Annotated in this window: 18 protein-coding genes; 5 read left to right on the forward strand and 13 right to left on the reverse strand. The window is 58.6% G+C overall.

Annotated elements, in window-relative coordinates; translation table 11 throughout:
* Positions 1-56 precede the first annotated feature (56 nt).
* Positions 57-2,024, forward strand: coding sequence for a TonB-dependent receptor plug domain-containing protein (locus ACN0WW_RS07400; protein ID WP_417610963.1), 1,968 nt, complete (start codon positions 57-59; stop codon positions 2,022-2,024).
* 189 nt (positions 2,025-2,213) lie between these two features.
* Here ACN0WW_RS07400 and msrA read toward each other — a convergent pair whose 3' ends face one another.
* The 5 genes from msrA to ACN0WW_RS07425 all read right to left on the reverse strand — a co-directional run bounded on the left by msrA (position 2,214) and on the right by ACN0WW_RS07425 (position 6,350).
* Positions 2,214-2,951, reverse strand: coding sequence for a peptide-methionine (S)-S-oxide reductase MsrA (gene msrA, locus ACN0WW_RS07405; protein WP_417610965.1), 738 nt, complete (start codon positions 2,949-2,951; stop codon positions 2,214-2,216).
* 6 nt (positions 2,952-2,957) lie between these two features.
* Positions 2,958-3,116, reverse strand: a complete 159-nt coding sequence (locus tag ACN0WW_RS07410; protein WP_417610967.1) for a hypothetical protein — start codon at positions 3,114-3,116, stop codon at positions 2,958-2,960.
* A gap of 363 nt (positions 3,117-3,479) precedes the next feature.
* Positions 3,480-4,682, reverse strand: coding sequence for a pyridoxal phosphate-dependent aminotransferase (locus ACN0WW_RS07415; RefSeq protein ID WP_417610969.1), 1,203 nt, complete (start codon positions 4,680-4,682; stop codon positions 3,480-3,482).
* 67 nt (positions 4,683-4,749) lie between these two features.
* Positions 4,750-5,061, reverse strand: coding sequence for an alkylphosphonate utilization protein (locus tag ACN0WW_RS07420; protein WP_417610971.1), 312 nt, complete (start codon positions 5,059-5,061; stop codon positions 4,750-4,752).
* A complete protein-coding gene (locus ACN0WW_RS07425; RefSeq protein ID WP_417610973.1) occupies positions 5,058-6,350 on the reverse strand; it encodes an O-acetylhomoserine aminocarboxypropyltransferase in 1,293 nt (430 codons plus the stop codon). The genes ACN0WW_RS07420 and ACN0WW_RS07425 overlap by 4 nt, the downstream gene beginning before the upstream one ends.
* A gap of 255 nt (positions 6,351-6,605) precedes the next feature.
* On the opposite strand from ACN0WW_RS07425, the gene ACN0WW_RS07430 reads away from it, so the two are divergent.
* On the forward strand, positions 6,606-7,160 hold the full coding sequence (locus tag ACN0WW_RS07430; RefSeq protein WP_417610975.1) for a peroxiredoxin: 555 nt from the start codon (positions 6,606-6,608) through the stop codon (positions 7,158-7,160).
* A 93-nt stretch (positions 7,161-7,253) separates the two neighbouring features.
* On the opposite strand, the gene ACN0WW_RS07435 is transcribed toward ACN0WW_RS07430, so the two are convergent.
* Positions 7,254-7,619 carry a PRC-barrel domain-containing protein gene (locus ACN0WW_RS07435; RefSeq protein ID WP_417610977.1) on the reverse strand — a complete coding sequence of 122 codons (366 nt, stop codon included), beginning with the start codon at positions 7,617-7,619 and terminating at the stop codon, positions 7,254-7,256.
* Positions 7,620-7,893: 274 nt separating this feature from the next.
* Between ACN0WW_RS07435 and ACN0WW_RS07440 the strand changes: the two genes are divergently transcribed.
* Together ACN0WW_RS07440 and ACN0WW_RS07445 are read left to right on the forward strand one after the other, a co-directional pair.
* Positions 7,894-8,388 (forward strand): pyridoxamine 5'-phosphate oxidase family protein, encoded by a 495-nt coding sequence (locus tag ACN0WW_RS07440; RefSeq protein WP_417610979.1) that lies wholly within the window; start codon positions 7,894-7,896, stop codon positions 8,386-8,388.
* Positions 8,389-8,436: 48 nt separating this feature from the next.
* Entirely contained in the window at positions 8,437-8,628 is a 192-nt protein-coding gene (locus tag ACN0WW_RS07445) for a DUF3008 family protein (RefSeq protein WP_417610981.1), read from the forward strand.
* Positions 8,629-8,769: 141 nt separating this feature from the next.
* On the opposite strand, the gene ACN0WW_RS07450 is transcribed toward ACN0WW_RS07445, so the two are convergent.
* The 4 genes from ACN0WW_RS07450 to ACN0WW_RS07465 form a co-directional block, all read right to left on the reverse strand.
* Positions 8,770-9,789 carry a DNA topoisomerase IB gene (locus ACN0WW_RS07450; RefSeq protein WP_417610983.1) on the reverse strand — a complete coding sequence of 340 codons (1,020 nt, stop codon included), beginning with the start codon at positions 9,787-9,789 and terminating at the stop codon, positions 8,770-8,772.
* A gap of 256 nt (positions 9,790-10,045) precedes the next feature.
* A complete protein-coding gene (locus tag ACN0WW_RS07455) occupies positions 10,046-10,930 on the reverse strand; it encodes a nucleotidyl transferase AbiEii/AbiGii toxin family protein (protein WP_417610985.1) in 885 nt (294 codons plus the stop codon).
* 4 nt (positions 10,931-10,934) lie between these two features.
* A complete protein-coding gene (locus ACN0WW_RS07460) occupies positions 10,935-11,804 on the reverse strand; it encodes a hypothetical protein (RefSeq protein ID WP_417610987.1) in 870 nt (289 codons plus the stop codon).
* Positions 11,805-12,167: 363 nt separating this feature from the next.
* Positions 12,168-13,067: a sulfite exporter TauE/SafE family protein gene (locus ACN0WW_RS07465; protein WP_417610989.1), complete on the reverse strand. Its 900-nt coding sequence runs from the start codon at positions 13,065-13,067 to the stop codon at positions 12,168-12,170.
* 77 nt (positions 13,068-13,144) lie between these two features.
* Between ACN0WW_RS07465 and ACN0WW_RS07470 the strand changes: the two genes are divergently transcribed.
* Positions 13,145-13,807: a hypothetical protein gene (locus ACN0WW_RS07470; RefSeq protein WP_417610991.1), complete on the forward strand. Its 663-nt coding sequence runs from the start codon at positions 13,145-13,147 to the stop codon at positions 13,805-13,807.
* Between the two features lie 52 nt (positions 13,808-13,859).
* Here ACN0WW_RS07470 and ACN0WW_RS07475 read toward each other — a convergent pair whose 3' ends face one another.
* From ACN0WW_RS07475 to pabB, 3 genes are all read right to left on the reverse strand, one after another.
* Positions 13,860-14,246 (reverse strand): type II toxin-antitoxin system HicB family antitoxin, encoded by a 387-nt coding sequence (locus ACN0WW_RS07475; protein ID WP_417610993.1) that lies wholly within the window; start codon positions 14,244-14,246, stop codon positions 13,860-13,862.
* Positions 14,247-14,258: 12 nt separating this feature from the next.
* Complete coding sequence (locus ACN0WW_RS07480) at positions 14,259-14,336, reverse strand: hypothetical protein (protein WP_417611121.1); 78 nt, start codon at positions 14,334-14,336, stop codon at positions 14,259-14,261.
* Positions 14,337-14,471: 135 nt separating this feature from the next.
* Positions 14,472-16,265 carry an aminodeoxychorismate synthase component I gene (pabB, locus tag ACN0WW_RS07485; RefSeq protein ID WP_417610995.1) on the reverse strand — a complete coding sequence of 598 codons (1,794 nt, stop codon included), beginning with the start codon at positions 16,263-16,265 and terminating at the stop codon, positions 14,472-14,474.
* Between the last annotated feature and the right edge of the window lie 53 nt (positions 16,266-16,318).

A 16,318-nucleotide genomic window follows, 5' to 3' on the forward strand; every position in this document is an offset into this window, starting at 1 on the left:
TCCGCTCCCATAACCCGGTTGGCACGGGTCTCGTTTGTCCAATCAGGGAGTGATTCATGAAAACGAAGCGGATGGCGATCGCATTATTGTTGGCCGGCACTGCGATGCAGGCCCAGGCACGGGACAGGCTTGATATCGAATCTGCAGTCCCGGTCGCCGTCATCGGAACCGAAAGCCTGGAGAGAAATTTGGAAAGGCTGAACGACATCACGACCTTGTGCGGCCGCAACAGAGGCAACCCGGCCTATGGTGTCAATGCAACGCCCGGCAAAATGCCCGCAATCAACATACGGGGATTCAAGTCAGAATATGGTGACCGCTATGCAACGATATTGAATGGTCTGCCGGTCACGAAACAAGCGACCGCCGCATTCGATGTCAGCGCCTTGTCGGCTCTGCAACTGCAGCGGATCGAAATTCTGCAAACGCCCCAGCAACTGAATTGCGAAGTTTTCCCCGATGTGACCGCAGCCGCTGCGGGGGGCGGCATTCCGCCAGCACCAACGCCATCCGACCCCGCACTGGATGTCCAGGCCCTGCCGCCGGACGTCCAGTCCGGTCGCCACATCCGAACGCCGGCAGAAGTCCGGGCGGAACTGGATGCCCTCGTACGCCTGTGCCGCGATGACGCCGACCAGGAAACAAGTGACTCCAGGATCGAGCGGTATAACAGACTGTTCGGTGAGTTGCGGGAGTTCAGAGCGATCAGGGACGACTTGCGGGAACGTTTGCTCAGCAACGACCCGGACCTGAATCAGGAGGATGCGATCAACCAGCTCCGCAAGCTTGATCCTGCCGTGGACGGAGCGGTCTTTCCCAGCCAGCTGAAATGCCCGCCAACGGCAGAGGAACTGGCGCAGTCGCGATCGGATCCGGCAACCCTGTACCGGGAATATTCGGTCACCGCTGGCACCAACTATCTCGTACAGCAGGCCGGACTGGTGCCTGACATCAATCAACCGCCTGCGGGTGATCAGCGCGAAATCGTTTTCAGACCGGAGACATCGACCACGAATGAAATACGCCCGGTTTTCGAGGACCAAAGCGACCCCGGCCCGGGAACCGGGACCAGCCCGGGATATGGCGAAAGAATTTTTGATATCAGTGTTTCAGGCGGTCTGGGTCAGCTTGATGTGGCCAGCAACCAGACCGGCATCGGCTTTCAGCGCAACGGGCCGGGGACCGAAACCTTTGCCGACGTCGCAACCACAAAATTTGACAGCGCCAGCCTGTCTGCCCGGCTGACCTATGGACTGGATGACAAGATCAGTCTCTACGGCAGCTATGGGTATAGCGAAGGCAATGCGCGCTCGGAATTTGCCATAGCGGCGGGCGGACCTACGGATGTCGGCTTTGTCTATGGCGAAACGTCGCCCAGCGGATCGACTGGTCTTGCCATCGGCAATCGCGGACTGACCGGTTTCAACGAATCCGAATTCCGCCTGCACGAGATCAAGTTCGGCGTGTCGACGCCGATTGCCAACCAGGACGGATTCAGCGCCTTCGCGTCAATATTCGCCAATGTTCTGCTGTTTGACATCGACTTCGAGAGCAGCGCACAGTCGACGGTCTTTGGTTCCGTGCTCGAACAGAGCCGCGACCAGAGCATTAGCAGCAGCTATCTGGGGATCGGCGGCGGTCTCGGCATCCGTCGGGACGTCGGTCCGGGCGTCGCCATCACCGCTTCCGCAGCCGGTGGGCTCTATTATCGCGACAGTGACCTCCATGCCATGGAATGGAACAGCTGCGCCCTGTGCCCGCCCGCTGACCAGAATTTCTCTCTGGAATTTAATCAATCGGACTCCGGCACCGCCTTTGCCGGCCAGCTTTCGGCAGCCCTGGAAATTGACGTGACTCCGGACCTCAAATTCTCGATTGGAGCGGACGCCAGCTATCTCTCGGACACAGCAGAAATCATCAATCCCAGTTCCGGGAACCAGATATTGCAAGGCGAAACCACGCGGCTGGGCATGACGGATGCATGGCGCTGGCGGGCAACGGCGGGACTGAAGCTGAGCTTCTGACAGGGCGCCTGACCAAAACGACCGGGCCGACACACAGCCAGATCAGTCGGGCGAAGTCCGTGCCATCCACAACATGCCAACCCCAACGACGAGAACCGCACAGGAGAGCAATATTTCAAATTCGTGATTGACCATGATGATAGCTCTAGCAGCCGACGGCTAACGCCTGATTAAGGCCAGCAGATTATTTCAGCTGACCGGCGTGGTCCGGTACCGGTCCGGATAGAGACGCTTCAAATTGGCAATTTTGGGCTTGTCCCAGCGGACGATATAACCCTGGCGCGGGTTTTTCTGCATGAAATTCTGATGATAGGTTTCGGCGGGGTAGAAGGCCTTGTACGGCTCGATCCGGGTGACGATCGGGCGCGACCAATAGCGGCCCTTTGACAGCTGCGCGACATAAGCACGGGCCGCTTTGGCCTGAGCCGCATTCATCGGCACCAGCGCGCTGCGATATTGCTTCCCGCGATCTGGGCCCTGCGCGTTCAGCATTGTCGGATCTGCTACAACCGAAAAGAAAATCTGCATCAGCTTGCCATAGCTGACCTTCTGCGGATCATAGACAACCCGCACCGCTTCGGCATGATCGGTGATACCGGCGCTAACCAGCGGGTAGGAGGCAGTCTTTTTAGTGCCGCCATGATAGCCGGACGAAGCGCTCAGAACGCCCTTCGTATGCTGAAAAACGCCCTCCACGCCCCAGAAGCAGCCACCGGCAAAAATAGCGACGGCGCGCTTGCCCTTTTCCGCAGCATCCAAGCGCGGCATCGGGACGACGGTGGCTTTTTCTGCGGCATGGGCTTCGCTGACGAAGGCCGATACCGGAGCCTGCTCACCGGGAGTCGTCAGCTGAACACCCGCCCAGATGGCTCCAAAGGCCGCAAACGCTGCGCCAAATGCGATGGTGCGGGAGAGGACCGGATTCATCTTTGCCTAGCTCAGCAAATGACTCGCAGCGCTAACGGTAGCCGACAGACTGTTACTGAAATCGGTGCGTTGCTCCGCGGGTTGCATAAAAAACAGCATCAACGCGCCGACGATGAAGCCGCCGCCGAGACTGTAGGTCAAATCGGATTTGAATATCTTCTTCATACTCTGTTCCTTGGGGGTCACTAGCTGTTCGCGCCATCCCGCCTGTTGGTTACATCCATAATATAGTTTTCCTGTCGCCGGTGTGAACCTGATCACAGAGCCATATTCCCTTCGCTGGCGAATAGCTTTTCTATTAGGAAATATTTATTTAACCTCAAGCGCCGGGCGGGCGCATCCGCGCCCTTGGCTTTCGCGCCATAAGGCGCGGCGGCCGGTCGGCCTTGCCTCGGCTGCGCCTCGGTTAGAAACCAACCACGATTGCGATCGCCAAACCGACGCGAAGCGGAGGCAAGCGCGACTGCGCGACCGCAGCGCAAGCGAGGATAGCCAAGGGCGCGGATGCGCCCGCCCGGCGCTTGAGGCCTAAGTTAAAGCCGCACAGGCCCGCTGGATCCGGGTGCACGCCTCGGTCAGCATTTCTTCGGACGTCGCATAGCTGATCCGGAAAGCCGGTGACAGACCGAAGGCCGCGCCATGGACAGCGGCGACCTGTGCCTCTTCCAGAAAATAGGTGATCAAATCTTCGTCGGTCTTGATCACCTGCCCCTTTGGCGTGGTCTTCCCGATCACACCGCTGGCGTCGGGATAGACGTAAAAAGCGCCTTCCGGGGTCGGGCATTCCAGACCCGGCGTATCGTTCAGCATCGACACCACCAGATCCCGGCGGCGTTCAAAAGCGGCATTGCGCTCGATCAGAAACTCCTGCGGACCGTTGAGCGCGGCAACCGCAGCCGCCTGCGAAATCGAGCTCGGGTTGGACGTCGACTGCGACTGCAACTTGGCCATCGCCTTGATCAGCCAGGCCGGACCACCCGCATAGCCGATCCGCCAGCCGGTCATCGCATAAGCCTTGGAGACTCCGTTCACCGTCAGCGTGCGATCATAAAGGTCCGGGCAGACCTGCGCGATCGTCGCGAACGCGAAATCGGCATACCAGATATGTTCATACATATCGTCGGTCATCACCATCAGATCCTTGTGCGGCAGGATCACCTCGGCCAGCGCCTTCAGTTCTTCGGCGCTATAGGCAGCGCCGGTCGGGTTCGACGGCGAGTTGAGGATCAGCCATTTCGTTTTCGGCGTGATCGCTGCTTCCAGCTGTTCTGGCGTAATCTTGTAACACTGGTCCGCTCCGGCCTCGATAAACACGGGCGTACCGCCGGCGAAATTGACGATATCGGGATAGCTGACCCAATAAGGCGCCGGAATGATCACTTCGTCGCCCTCGTCCAGCGTCGCCACCAGCGCATTAAACAGCGTGTGCTTGCCGCCATTGCTCACGGTAATCTGGTTCGCCTCATAGGTCAGATCGTTGTCGCGCTTGAACTTGCCGATGATCGCAGCCTTCAGTGCGGCTGTCCCGTCAACCACCGTATAATTGGTGTCGCCGTCCCGAATCGCCTGGATCGCCGCATCCTTGACGAAGTCCGGCGTATCAAAATCAGGCTCTCCTGCCGACAGGCCGATAACATCCACGCCCTGCCCCTTGAGTTCAGAGACTTTCGCCGACATGGCGAGAGTCGCGGAAGGCTGGATACGGCCGAGAGCTTTGGAAATATTGGTCATCGAAAATCCTGTCGCAAGGAGTTAGCGGTCGTTTGCCTAATCAGAAACGTGCTGCACTGCAACAGCGCTATTGGCCGCCGCTACGTTTTTTCACAAATTCGGCCCGCAGCACGAGCCCCTTGATCCCGTCATGCTTGCAATCGATCTCCTGCGCGTCGCCGGTCAGCCGGATCGACTTGATCAGCGTCCCGCGTTTCAGCGTCTGCCCCGCGCCCTTGACCTTCAGGTCCTTGATCAGGGTGACCGCGTCGCCATCGGCCAGCACATTGCCGACCGCGTCGAGCACCTCCGGTCCCGCCGAACGCGCCGCCGCCTCTTCTGGGCTCAGCCATTCGCCGCTCTCTTCATCATAGACATAGTCGCCGGTCGTATCGCTCATGCCAGGGACTCCAGTGCTTGCTTCATATCCGCGATAATATCGTCGATATGCTCGATCCCGACCGACAGCCGCACCACGTCCGGTCCGGCACCGGCCGCTACCAGTTCTTCACCCGACAACTGACTGTGGGTGGTCGAGGCAGGATGAATGATCAGCGACCGCGTGTCGCCGATATTGGCGAGATGGCTGAACAATTTCACCGCGCTGACCAGTTTGACACCCGCGTCGTAGCCGCCCTTCAGGCCAAAGGTGAACACCGCGCCGCCCTTGCCGCCAAGATATTTCTGCGCCAGCGGATGATAGTCGCTGTCCGGCAATCCGGCGTAGGAGACCCACTCGACTTCGTCGCGGCCCTGCAACCATTTTGCGAGCGCCAGCGCATTGTCGCAATGCCGCTCCATGCGCAGCGCCAGCGTTTCCATGCCGGTCAGGATGTAGAAGGCATTTTGCGGAGACAGCGCCGGTCCCAGATCACGGAGCGACAGCGCGCGCGCCGCGAGGATGAAGGCCAGTTCGCCAAAGGCCTCGGTGAATATCTTGCCGTGATAGGACGGGTTGGGCTGGTTGAGAAAGGCGAATTTCTCGCTCTTGGTCCAGTCAAACTTGCCGCTGTCGACGATCAGCCCGGCGAGGCTGTTGCCATGGCCGCCGAGGAATTTGGTGCCGCTTTCGACGACGATATCCGCACCATGCTCGATCGGGCGGCACAGCACCGGCGAGGCCATCGTATTGTCGACGACCAGCGGGATACCGGCGGCGTGCGCAACATCGGCGATCGCCGCAATATCCTGGACGACGCCGCCGGGATTGGCGAGGCTTTCGATGAACACGCAGCGCGTATCGTCGGTGATCGCATCCTTGACCGCACCGACATCATCGGCATCGACAAAAGTCACATTCCAGCCGAACTTCTTGACGCTGTGGGCAAGCTGGTTGAGCGAGCCGCCGTACAGCTTTTTCGCGGCAACGATATGCGCGCCGGGATCCATCAACACGTGGAACACGATCAATTGCGCCGCGTGACCGGAAGCCACAGCAAGCGCCGCAACGCCGCCCTCCATCGCCGCAACCTTGCCTTCCAGCGCGCCGTTGGTCGGGTTCATGATCCGCGTGTAGATATTGCCGAAAGCATCAAGATTGAACAGGTCCGCCGCATGATCGACATCATCGAACACATAGGATGCCGTCTGGTAGATCGGCGTGATCCGGGCGTTGGTCGTCGGATCCGGCTCGGTGCCAGCGTGCACGGCCATGGTCTCGAGGTGAGGGGTTGCGATAGGATCGGTCATTGAAAGGCTCCGTTGCTGATATCGGCACGAGCTATGGGATCGCGGCGCGTTTTACCAGAGGCTTCCGGCCATTTTCGGGAAAAATATTGCCGGCGACCGCCCGGCCCGTCGGCCGAAAGCCGCAATCGCCTGGCTGGAGATGACGGCTTTTGAGACATCTACTCGCCGATACACAATCCCCCTATCAACGTCGGCCTATTTCCATCATAATGCGCCGGGAAAAGCACCTGCCCCAATCTCAACCGGAGAAACCCCATGTTTCGCAAAGCCGCTCTCTACCTGTCGCTCGCCGCCTGTTCCCTCACCCCGCTGGCCGCGCCCTCGGCTATGGCTGCGCTCAAGAACGGAGCGGAGGCGATGGACTTCACCACGCAGGCCGTGCTCGCCGGCAAGCCGTTCACCTTCCATCTAAAAGAGGCGCTGAAAAAAGGCCCCGTGGTTCTCTATTTCTATCCCAAGGCGTTCACCTCGGGCTGCACGATCGAGGCAAACCAGTTTGCCGAGGCGACCCCGGAATTCAACGCCATGGGCGCGACCGTCATCGGCATCAGCGCCGACGATATCGAAACGCTGAAGAAATTCTCGGTCGAGGAATGCCGCAACAAGTTCGCGGTCGCGGTCGGCAGCAAAGAGGTGATCAAGGCCTATGACGCCAATCTGCCGGTGATGGGCGGCTCCAACCGCACCACCTATATCATCGCCCCCGATGGCAAGATCATCTGGAGCCATGCGTCGCTGAATGTCAAAGGCCATGTGCCGGGCGCTCTGGCCGGCGTGAAGGCGTGGCAGGCAGCGATGGCGGGCAAATAACAGCCGCCTTCTCCCAACCGACTACCTACAGACACAAAAAAGCCGGACGCAATCGATGCGTCCGGCTTGTGTCATCTGACTGGCTGTACCGCCTTACCAGTAAGGCGCAACCGTCCAGAAATCATAGACAGTGGTCTGATAGGTGCGATCAAAGGCGCGGTCAGGATCGTCCCCGCGAAAGCGCGGAGCGTCCATCAGCTGTTCCTTGGTCACGTCGATCCGATAGCCACCGAGCTCGGTGTCATAATCCAGCTTCGACCAGGGAATGCTGTGCTTCTCGTCGCCGATGCCCAGAAAACCGCCCGCAGAAATAATCACGTCGGTGACGTTCCCGCGGCGCTTGTCGATCAGCAATTTGTCGACCTTGCCGATCTTGTCCTTGTCGATACCGAATACAGTGGTGCCATCTACGCGGTCGCTGCCGATGACCAGCTGGTTCTGTTCTTCCTGTAATAACATATGTCTCTCCTCTCGGGTTCAGGGGCTTGCCGCATCGCGGCCTGTATAAAGGGGGAAGACCAAGCGCATGCGGCTATATTTCATCAACGGCTGGCCGCGTGTTTTGTTCCGAAAAACTTCCAGATAGTTGGGCTGGCGACGGGAATCGCGCGGTCCCCGCCAATGCCGGTTGGTCCATCGGCAATGCTCCGGAATTTTGACCGATTTTTAAGTATTTATGAAACTTTCTGGAAGCTGTGCGTTGATGGTGTGAAGATAAAAAAGGAAACCCGCCATGAGCAACAAAGATATGACCCAAACCCCCGACGCCGACGAAATCCGTGAAGAATTCTGGGAAACATTCGCCGACAGCCCGTTCGTGATGATCGCGCTGGAAAGCGACCACCGCCATGCGATCCCGATGCGGGCGCAGCTCGACAAGGACGCCAACAGCGCGATCTGGTTCTACACCTCGCGCGACAATCGCCTCGCCAAGGGCGGCCCCGCGATGATGCAATTTGTCGCCAAGGGCCACGACATGTTTGCCTGCATATCCGGCACGCTGAGCGAAGAGACCAGCGAAGAACGCAAGGACAAGCACTGGAGCAACGCCGTTGAAGCCTGGTATGAACAGGGCCGGCAGGACCCCAGCCTGCTGATGCTGCGCATGGACCTGCACGATGCAGAGGTCTGGGAAGCCGACCCCGGCGTCGTCGGCATGTTCAAGATGATGACCGGCATGACGATGAAGGGCGACGAAATGGGCGACCATGCAAAGGTCGCGCTGTAACCCCTGACCGGTAGCATCGCTGCCGCCCGTCCAGCACAGGAGCAAATCATGCCTGCCCAGTCCAAAGCCCAGCAACGTGCCGCCGGTGCGGCCCTGTCCGCCAAGCGCGGCGAGACCAGGGTCAGCGACCTGCAGGGTGCGTCGAAGGACATGTATGACAGCATGAGTGAAGAGGAGCTGGAAGATTATGCCAGCGCCGATCACGATGATCTGCCGGAGACAGTCGACGGCGATGACTAGGACGCAAGGCCGCGCCTGAACGGACCGCCGACAAGCGATACAAAACGAACACAAGAAAGCCGGACGAAAGCAATTTCGCCCGGCTTTTCTGTGTCTGGCAAAAGACTGTCAGGCCTCCCGAAAGCGCGTTGTAAAGCCCGCTCAGCCGCCGTCCGCAATCAGCCCGGCAAAGCGGTTCTCCCCCACCCGCAGCCCGCTAATAGAGGCGCTCCCGCTGTCGATCATCGCCATCCGCTCCGCCGCCTCCATCTCGATCAGATCAAACACCGCCGGATGCACATAGCTCTTGCGGCAGATCGCCGGGGTGTTGCGCAGGGTCGCGGCGGCCGCTTCGCAGGCCTGCTTGATCGTCGGCGTCTCCTCGCTCGCGATTGCATCCATCGCGGCGACGCTGCCGTGCCAGGTGCGGAACATCTTGGCGCTCAGCGTGTCCATGCCGGACACGTCTTTCAGCCAGTCGTTGACATCGCCGCTGTCCAGCGGATGCACCGCGCCGTCGCTGCCGATATATTGGAACAGGCGCTTGCCGGGCAGATCGTCAATCTGCTCCAGGATCTTCTGCAGCCGGCTGTCGCGCAGGCTGCAGCTCACCTTTTTCCCGCCCTTGGCGCGATAGCGCAGGCTCAGCCGGTCCTCACCATAGCTAACATTCTTCCTGTCCAGCGTCGTCGCCCCCTTGCTCATCTTCGAACTGCCGCCGACCCGGATCGCGGTGCGGTCGATCAGGCGGACCAGCGCCGCAATCGCCACCTCCTTGCTCAGCACATCGGCTTTCTGGTCCGGATGGAGCAGCGCGTTCACCTTGCGCCGGATGCGCGGCAGGGTGGTGGCAAATTCCGCCAGCTGGTCAAATTTCTGCTGGTCGCGAAAGACCCGCCACTGGTCATGATAGCGATATTGCTTGCGCGTCGCGGCATCAAAGCCGGTCGCCTGAATATGGCCATTGGCCTGCACGCAGATCCACACATCGGTATAGGCCGGCGGCACCCCCAGCTTCCTGATCCGCGCCAGCTCCACCCGGTCCTTCAGATGGCTCTTGTCCGGCAGCAGATACTGAAACCCCCGCCCCCGCCTGACCCGCGAGATACCCGGCTGCTCGTCGCTGGTATAGACGAGGCGGGGGATCCGGAGTTCGGTGCCGTTTTGGGTGGTGCGGATCACGATTTTGGTCCTGCAACTGTCGGGTCTTGCAGGTCGACAAGAGGCCAGGTGAATCTGTTATCCTTGCGCTGGACCAGTTTTCGGGAGGTTATTTGTGTTTGATCGGCCATCAGTGAGAAACTCTGGCCGTTGTTATCGGTTCCCCCTTTTATGTCAAATAATCGATCGTCAGATTGTAGAGGATGGGGAGATTAATCTTGGGTATGTTTGGTGAGTTGTCACCGTCATTTCCAGTGTATTTGACTTGGTTTGAAGGCTAATGACTCCAAGGCAACGAATAGTAAAAGTCATTCACACGTTCAAAACATTCATCAAAATCTGGAACCTCACCGATTTCGAGCTTCATCGTCTGCCATTCCTTTTGAGCTCGTGTGCGGATCTCTTCGCGGCCCAAGGAGTTTCTTTCGGGCTCGATATCTCGTGCTTTGCACTTGATACGTAATAGCTTGAGAAGGGATTCTTTTTCCTGTTCATTAAGCGTAAAAGTGCCGATAAGGCTGTCAACGTCATAGATGTCCTGCCGTCTATTACGATTCCGCTTTTCCTGCTGAAGCAAAGCGCGAAGCTTTTCAGCTATCAAGTCACTCAAGGAATAAGCATGAACCTCCCCACCACCTTTTCCCATCCTCACGAGCTGAATGGCGTTGACCGGTTCTCGGAATGAAATATCGATTTCCAATATATCGGTCGCTTTTCCTCTCTCAAATCCTTTTTCCTGTGGACTACCACGGTGGGCATAACCCACATGAAGTTTAAGGGCTGGCCCTGTTGCCTTGGGAAACATCTTTTCAGACGGATAGTAGCGCGAGGATTGGATTGCACACATAAGTGTAGGATAACCTAGTTCGGCCGCAGCTCTTGGAAAGCTAGCGTTAAGTTTTTCCCTAATTTCGTCTGCTATTTTGGGATCAGGATCTGATATGGCAGTAAAATCGATATCGCCTGTTTGCCGAGGGCTGTTATAAACAACCCCCATCAATACACCTCCTTTGAGATATATTTCGTGCGCATAGGGTTTGGTCATTCCTAGTGCAGTCAGGAAAACTTCTGTGGCCTGGCGTTCCATGTAGGCTTTAGGGTCCGCTTTAGCTTTGTCTATCCATTCGTTGATCTCAACGGTTATGGTATTTTCGAGGGTCACCGATTCACACATTTAGGGACAGCATCCATTTTTCGGAATGATCGGACATAAAAGGTTTCCCCGAATTAAGTACGCGCGATGACCCACGCTGAGCAAGTTTCAACCATTTCTCAATCCGCTCATCGCCCACGCCCATAACTTCATCTAGGATATAGCCCGCTCGCACTTTAAGTATAGGACGGTCACTACGGTCAACGATTGACATTATTTCGTCAAGGTAGGTTCTCCCATGCTTTGGCCAAATCTTTAGGACATGAGCCATGCCGCCGCAGGCATCTGGTTCATCAAGCATATCAAGAAAGGTTTGCCCGATGGTCGCAATTTTGGCAATCCTGCCTTTGATGGGGAGATGGTCACCAAATTTGCGGGTAACAGTAAATTGAACTGGGCGGCCTCTAACCCTTTCACGGTGAACAACGGCTTTGGGTTGTTCAATTTCTTTAAAGTTTTCTTTATAAGGCTCTCCGAAAAACTCCTCTGCGTCAGCTTTGAGCCATGACCTTCGCATGGTGTCAGTGGGACGTGTCATATGCAATGCATTGGGCCGACGATTGGTTAACCCATATTGCTGCATGGCGGAGATGTGAGAGACATAACAAAAAGAGTCGACGGAACAGATAATATCTTCTGCCGGAGCATCGGCTTTGGTCATGACACGCCAACAAGAGCGATAATCATTGTCCTCTCGAATTATTCCTTCGCGGGATAGCTGGTAGCGCGTTCTGCGAAAGGCGGATTTCGTCATCATATCGCCGCGTAGATATTTTACATCACCTTGCTCAAACACTTGCCACATCACGCGATAAAGATCACCATTGGTGAGTAAAGGCTTTTCTTGTGCATCCAATGCACGCGCAACAGCCTCGCCAAACAAGCTTACCTTCCTGCTTCGTGATCTCAACACATTTGCCACTTAACCCTAAAACCCTATATACTGTGTCCTAAGGACACAGTATATAGGGTTTTACAACAAGAGTCAAGATCCTGATTTAGGGCTTGACATTAAACATTACACCAGTAGGCTAATTAGGGCGTCCTTAGGACGCCCTAATTAGCCTACTGCCTTAAACTTCCTTTATCTCATATCTATTGTCAGTTTGGGATAGAGCAAAACATCGAAACGCATGAGCTAGCAAAGGCCTCGTCGGAACAAATATTCTGTACGATTTTCTTCCAAACCTAGCGCACAAGGCCCTTCAGAGATAGCGACTCGCTGCAAACTACAACGCATTGTAGTTTAATAAACCCAATTCAACACAATCAGATAAACCGCCGACAGCACAATCCACGTCCCGTCCAGCGTCTTCAGCCTTTTCGCGCCCAGCCACAGCGCGATCGGGCGGGCCAGAAAGGCGCCGAATATCGCGCCCGGTCCGGCCAGCAGCACGATCTCCCACGGCATCGTGCCCGCCTCGATATGCCAGATGCTGCCGACCAGCGCGCTGACCGAGGAGATCACGCAGGCGGTGCCGGTGCACAGCAGCACCGGATAGTGGCGGATGAACAGATAGAGCGCGACCAGCTCGCCGATGCCGACCGAAAACAGCGCGGTCAGCGCGCCGCCGGGCACCGCGATCAGCAGCAGCACCGCGATATCGACCGGCTCCAGCCGAGCGCGTTCCGGGCGCTTGTGATTGATCGTCCAGGTGGTGATGATCAGCGCCAGTCCCAGAAAGATCGAAAAGCCCTTGTAGCCGAGCAGGATCATATGCCCGTCGACCACGGTCAGCCGCTGCATCGCCCATAGCGCGGGCAGCGCCAGCGCGAGCACCGCCCTGATAACCAGCGCATAGTCGCGCGGACGCACCGGCACCTGCCCGGAGGAAACCGCTGGGGCTGGCTGGTGCAGCAGGCGGTCGGTCCAGCGCAGGCCGCCGACGGTCATGCCGAAGCTCTGGATCGCCATCGACGCCGCAGTGACGCGCAACGGATCGAGCGTCATCACCCCATGTTCGCGCAGCGCATTGAACACCGGCACAAACACCACGCCGCCGCCGGTGCCCGATGTATTGGCAATCACCGCCGCCAGCATGCCGATCCCCGGCAGAAACCAAAGCTGGCCGATCAGCGCCGGATCATAGTTCGCAAACAGCAGGATCGCGCCATAGAGCAGCAGCAGAACCGCGCCGCCCGCCATAACCAGTCGCCCCGGCGCTGGTCTTGTCAATCGGTGGCCGGCAATGGTCATGACTGATCGTTGGCCAAATCCGCAGGATGACGCAACCGCTAATCATCCGGTCGCGCGCGACCGGAACTCTTGCGACCGTCGCGGGTTCTGCAGATATGACCCACCGCAACATTTCCGCCGCCCTGGCGCTCGCTGTGATCCTCTCTGGCTGTGGCCAGACGCAGAGCCCTGCCAATGACGAACAGACCGCCGACCCATCGACCGAAACGGAGCCGAGCGCGAACGCCCTGCCCTCACCGGATGGCACTTCCACCGGCCCGGCCACCGCCGCCAGTGATCGCACCTCCGACCTGACGCCCGCCGAGCTGACCCCGGAGGCCGAACGCGGCGAAAAAGGCGCGCGCAATCTGTTGCTGTCCTTCGGGCGAGCGATTGAGCTGGGAAAATTTGATCAGGCCTGGGCGATGCTCAGCCCGGCGGACCAGAAAAAGTGGAGCAAGGCCGACTTTGCGGCCCTGTTTGCGGACATGTCCAACATCACGGTTTCGCTGCCCGAGGGCACCATCGAAGGCGCCGCCGGCTCGCTCTATTACAGCGCGCCCGTCACCATCACCAGCGAAAGCAAGGACGGGGGCCCGCTGCGAATCGAAGGCAAAGCCGTGCTGCGCCGCGTCAATGACGTCGACGGCGCGACGCCCAAGCAACTACGCTGGCACTTCGAGACCCTGACGCTGGACGGGACCCACTAGCCCGAGCGGGAATTACGCTGACACGGCACTGCTGACCGAATTAGGTGCGCACTCACCCTACCCCAATTTCCTTCAACGCTGCATTCTCCAGAAAAGCACTGCGGGTCATCTTGCGGGTGCGGGCGGCGCTGTCGATCATTTTGACGATGCCGGTGTCGAGCGAGACATTATAGCGGCCGGTCCGGCCGGTGCGCTGCAGATAGGGAATCTGGACCAGAAACGCCCCCTGCTTCAGATCGTCGGCGGCGCGCTTCTGGATCTCGCTGATCGGGCTGGCGGGGACCATCTCCTCATCCTCGAAATAGAGCGAGAGCGCCTCGATCGCATTGGCGATAATATCGCCTTCCTCGTCGGCTGCGGAAAAGCAGCCCTGCACATCCGGAAAGGAAATTCCGAAAGCGCTGTCTTCATCCTTATGCACGACGGCAAAATAGAACATGGGTTCGGCCTTTCAAATCCAGCCTGCCATCCGCGCGATGCTGCGCGCCGTCCCGACGGGCAGGTCTTTCTTGGGATGCGGGACAATGATCGTACGATCATCCTTGCGATATCATGGTGAGAGCCTTTGATCGGAACCAGCTCATAGCCCTCCTTGCGGAGCCGCCGGATGATCTGCTTGCTGCTCCGCTCCATGTGTATTTATATACACATTTTCGAGCAAAAGTCAATCGGGGATTATAGCCTCAACCAACCCCCGCACACTATTCCCCAGCAGAAACCCGTCCGCCAGATCCTCGGCGCGCAAATCCGCCTCGACCGCCTGCCCGCTGGCCAGCAGTTCCGCTCGCAACACGCCCGGCAGCACGCCGCGCGCCAGTGGCGGGGTCAAAAGCTTGCCGTCGCGCTCGACAAAGACATTCCAGATCGCGCCCTCGGTGACAAAGCCGTCGCCATCGACGAAGATCGGGTGCACGCCGCCCGCCAGTCCCTCCACCTGATAGACGCGGCGGTCGCTGGTCTTGTGGTGCAGGCGGAAATCCTGCGGCTCGGCCTGCATCGGCACCAGCTGGCAGCGAACCGGACCGTCCGGCGTCTGGGGCAGCGGCTTCAGCTCGATCGCCAGTGCGCCGGACTGTCCGAGGTGGAGCCGGACCATCGCGGCGCTGTCCTGGTGAAAGGTGACCGCCTGAATCGCATTGCGCGCGGCGTGCCGGTCGAATTCATATTGCAGGGCGCGGGCGCTCGCCTTCATCCGTTCCAGATGCGCCTCGAGCCGCCCGATGCCGCTGGCGGGGGCAAAAGCCATCGTCTCGATCAGGTCGACCGTATGGCCATCCTGTGCGTTGACATCCACCTTCGCAAATCTCCCCTTGGCGAGGCACTCCCGCCACTCATCATCCCCGTTTGAGTCCGCCACTATGCCAGAGCCGAGGCCGATGAAAAGCGTTTCTTTGTTAGGGGGGAGGAAGAAGGTGCGGATCGCGACATTGAAGGCGGCGTCGGAGCGGCCCAAGTCGTCCGGCGCGTCGATCCGGCCGATCGAGCCGCAATAGATACCGCGCGGATCCGGCTCCAGTTCGTCGATAATCTCCATCGCCCGTATTTTCGGCGCGCCAGTGATCGAGCCGCAGGGAAAAATCTGCCGGATGATATCGACCGCATCGAGCCCGTCCCGGAGCGCGGCGGTCACAGTCGAGGTCATCTGGTGGATGGTCGGATAGCTCTCGACATGGAACAGCTCCGGCACCTTCACGCTGCCCTGCTCGGCCACCCGCGACAGGTCGTTGCGCAGCAGGTCGACGATCATCAGATTTTCCGCGCGCTGTTTGGGGTCGCTCTGCAATTCTGTCTGGACCGCCGCGTCTGCTTCCGGATCGGCGAGCCGCGCCGCCGTCCCCTTCATCGGCCGGGCCGTGATCCGGCCGTCTTTCAGCGCGAAGAACAGTTCCGGCGAGAAGGACAGCATCCAGTTTTGCCCGTCAAAAACCACGCCGCCATAACCGGCCTGCGCCCGGTCCCGGATCGCGGCATAAAGCGCCAGAGGGTGAGCAGAAAAGTCCATTTCTGCTCGAAAGGTGAGATTGGCCTGATAAATATCGCCGGAAATGATATAATTTTGTACCTTTTTGAACGCCGCATCATAGTCTGCGCGCGACACCTGCGGCCGGAGACGCCCCAGCCAGGCACCATCGCGGTCAGGCAGCGCTTCGGCCACCTCTTCTTGCGTTAACTCTTTGTAATCATTGAATATTCCAAACCAAGCCAGCGGCGTCGGCAAATCGCCCGGCACTTTGCCCCGCAACCGCTCTTCCAGCCCCAGTCCCGCCTCATAGGCCAGATAGCCGGCCACATGCTGCCCCGCCGATCGCGCCCGCGACAGAGCCGCAAGACATGCTTCCAATTCTTCCACTCTGTCGGCCCGGATCACCCCCACCGGATCGCGGTAAAGCCGCGCCGGAGCGGCATCACAGGCCCGCGCATCATCGAGCAGCACAAAGGGATGATCGGTAGAAAACATGCTCCCCTCTAATTGCTTTTCTCCCGCTTCGTCCATAAACATCGCACAATCGA

Origin of the sequence: Parasphingorhabdus sp., assembly GCF_048269865.1 — a bacterium.
Lineage (GTDB): Bacteria > Pseudomonadota > Alphaproteobacteria > Sphingomonadales > Sphingomonadaceae > Parasphingorhabdus.

Coding starts and splice junctions, on each gene's coding strand:
- ACN0WW_RS07465 (WP_417610989.1), bottom strand. CDS start 13,067: ATGGCGGGCGGCGCGGTTCTGCTGCTGCTCTATGGCGCGATCCTGCTG.
- ACN0WW_RS07410 (WP_417610967.1), bottom strand. CDS start 3,116: ATGAAGAAGATATTCAAATCCGATTTGACCTACAGTCTCGGCGGCGGC.
- ACN0WW_RS07425 (WP_417610973.1), bottom strand. CDS start 6,350: ATGACCGATCCTATCGCAACCCCTCACCTCGAGACCATGGCCGTGCAC.
- ACN0WW_RS07440 (WP_417610979.1), top strand. CDS start 7,894: ATGAGCAACAAAGATATGACCCAAACCCCCGACGCCGACGAAATCCGT.
- ACN0WW_RS07435 (WP_417610977.1), bottom strand. CDS start 7,619: ATGTTATTACAGGAAGAACAGAACCAGCTGGTCATCGGCAGCGACCGC.
- ACN0WW_RS07420 (WP_417610971.1), bottom strand. CDS start 5,061: ATGAGCGATACGACCGGCGACTATGTCTATGATGAAGAGAGCGGCGAA.
- ACN0WW_RS07445 (WP_417610981.1), top strand. CDS start 8,437: ATGCCTGCCCAGTCCAAAGCCCAGCAACGTGCCGCCGGTGCGGCCCTG.
- msrA (WP_417610965.1), bottom strand. CDS start 2,951: ATGAATCCGGTCCTCTCCCGCACCATCGCATTTGGCGCAGCGTTTGCG.
- ACN0WW_RS07475 (WP_417610993.1), bottom strand. CDS start 14,246: ATGTTCTATTTTGCCGTCGTGCATAAGGATGAAGACAGCGCTTTCGGA.
- ACN0WW_RS07470 (WP_417610991.1), top strand. CDS start 13,145: ATGACGCAACCGCTAATCATCCGGTCGCGCGCGACCGGAACTCTTGCG.
- ACN0WW_RS07415 (WP_417610969.1), bottom strand. CDS start 4,682: ATGACCAATATTTCCAAAGCTCTCGGCCGTATCCAGCCTTCCGCGACT.
- ACN0WW_RS07430 (WP_417610975.1), top strand. CDS start 6,606: ATGTTTCGCAAAGCCGCTCTCTACCTGTCGCTCGCCGCCTGTTCCCTC.
- pabB (WP_417610995.1), bottom strand. CDS start 16,265: ATGTTTTCTACCGATCATCCCTTTGTGCTGCTCGATGATGCGCGGGCC.
- ACN0WW_RS07400 (WP_417610963.1), top strand. CDS start 57: ATGAAAACGAAGCGGATGGCGATCGCATTATTGTTGGCCGGCACTGCG.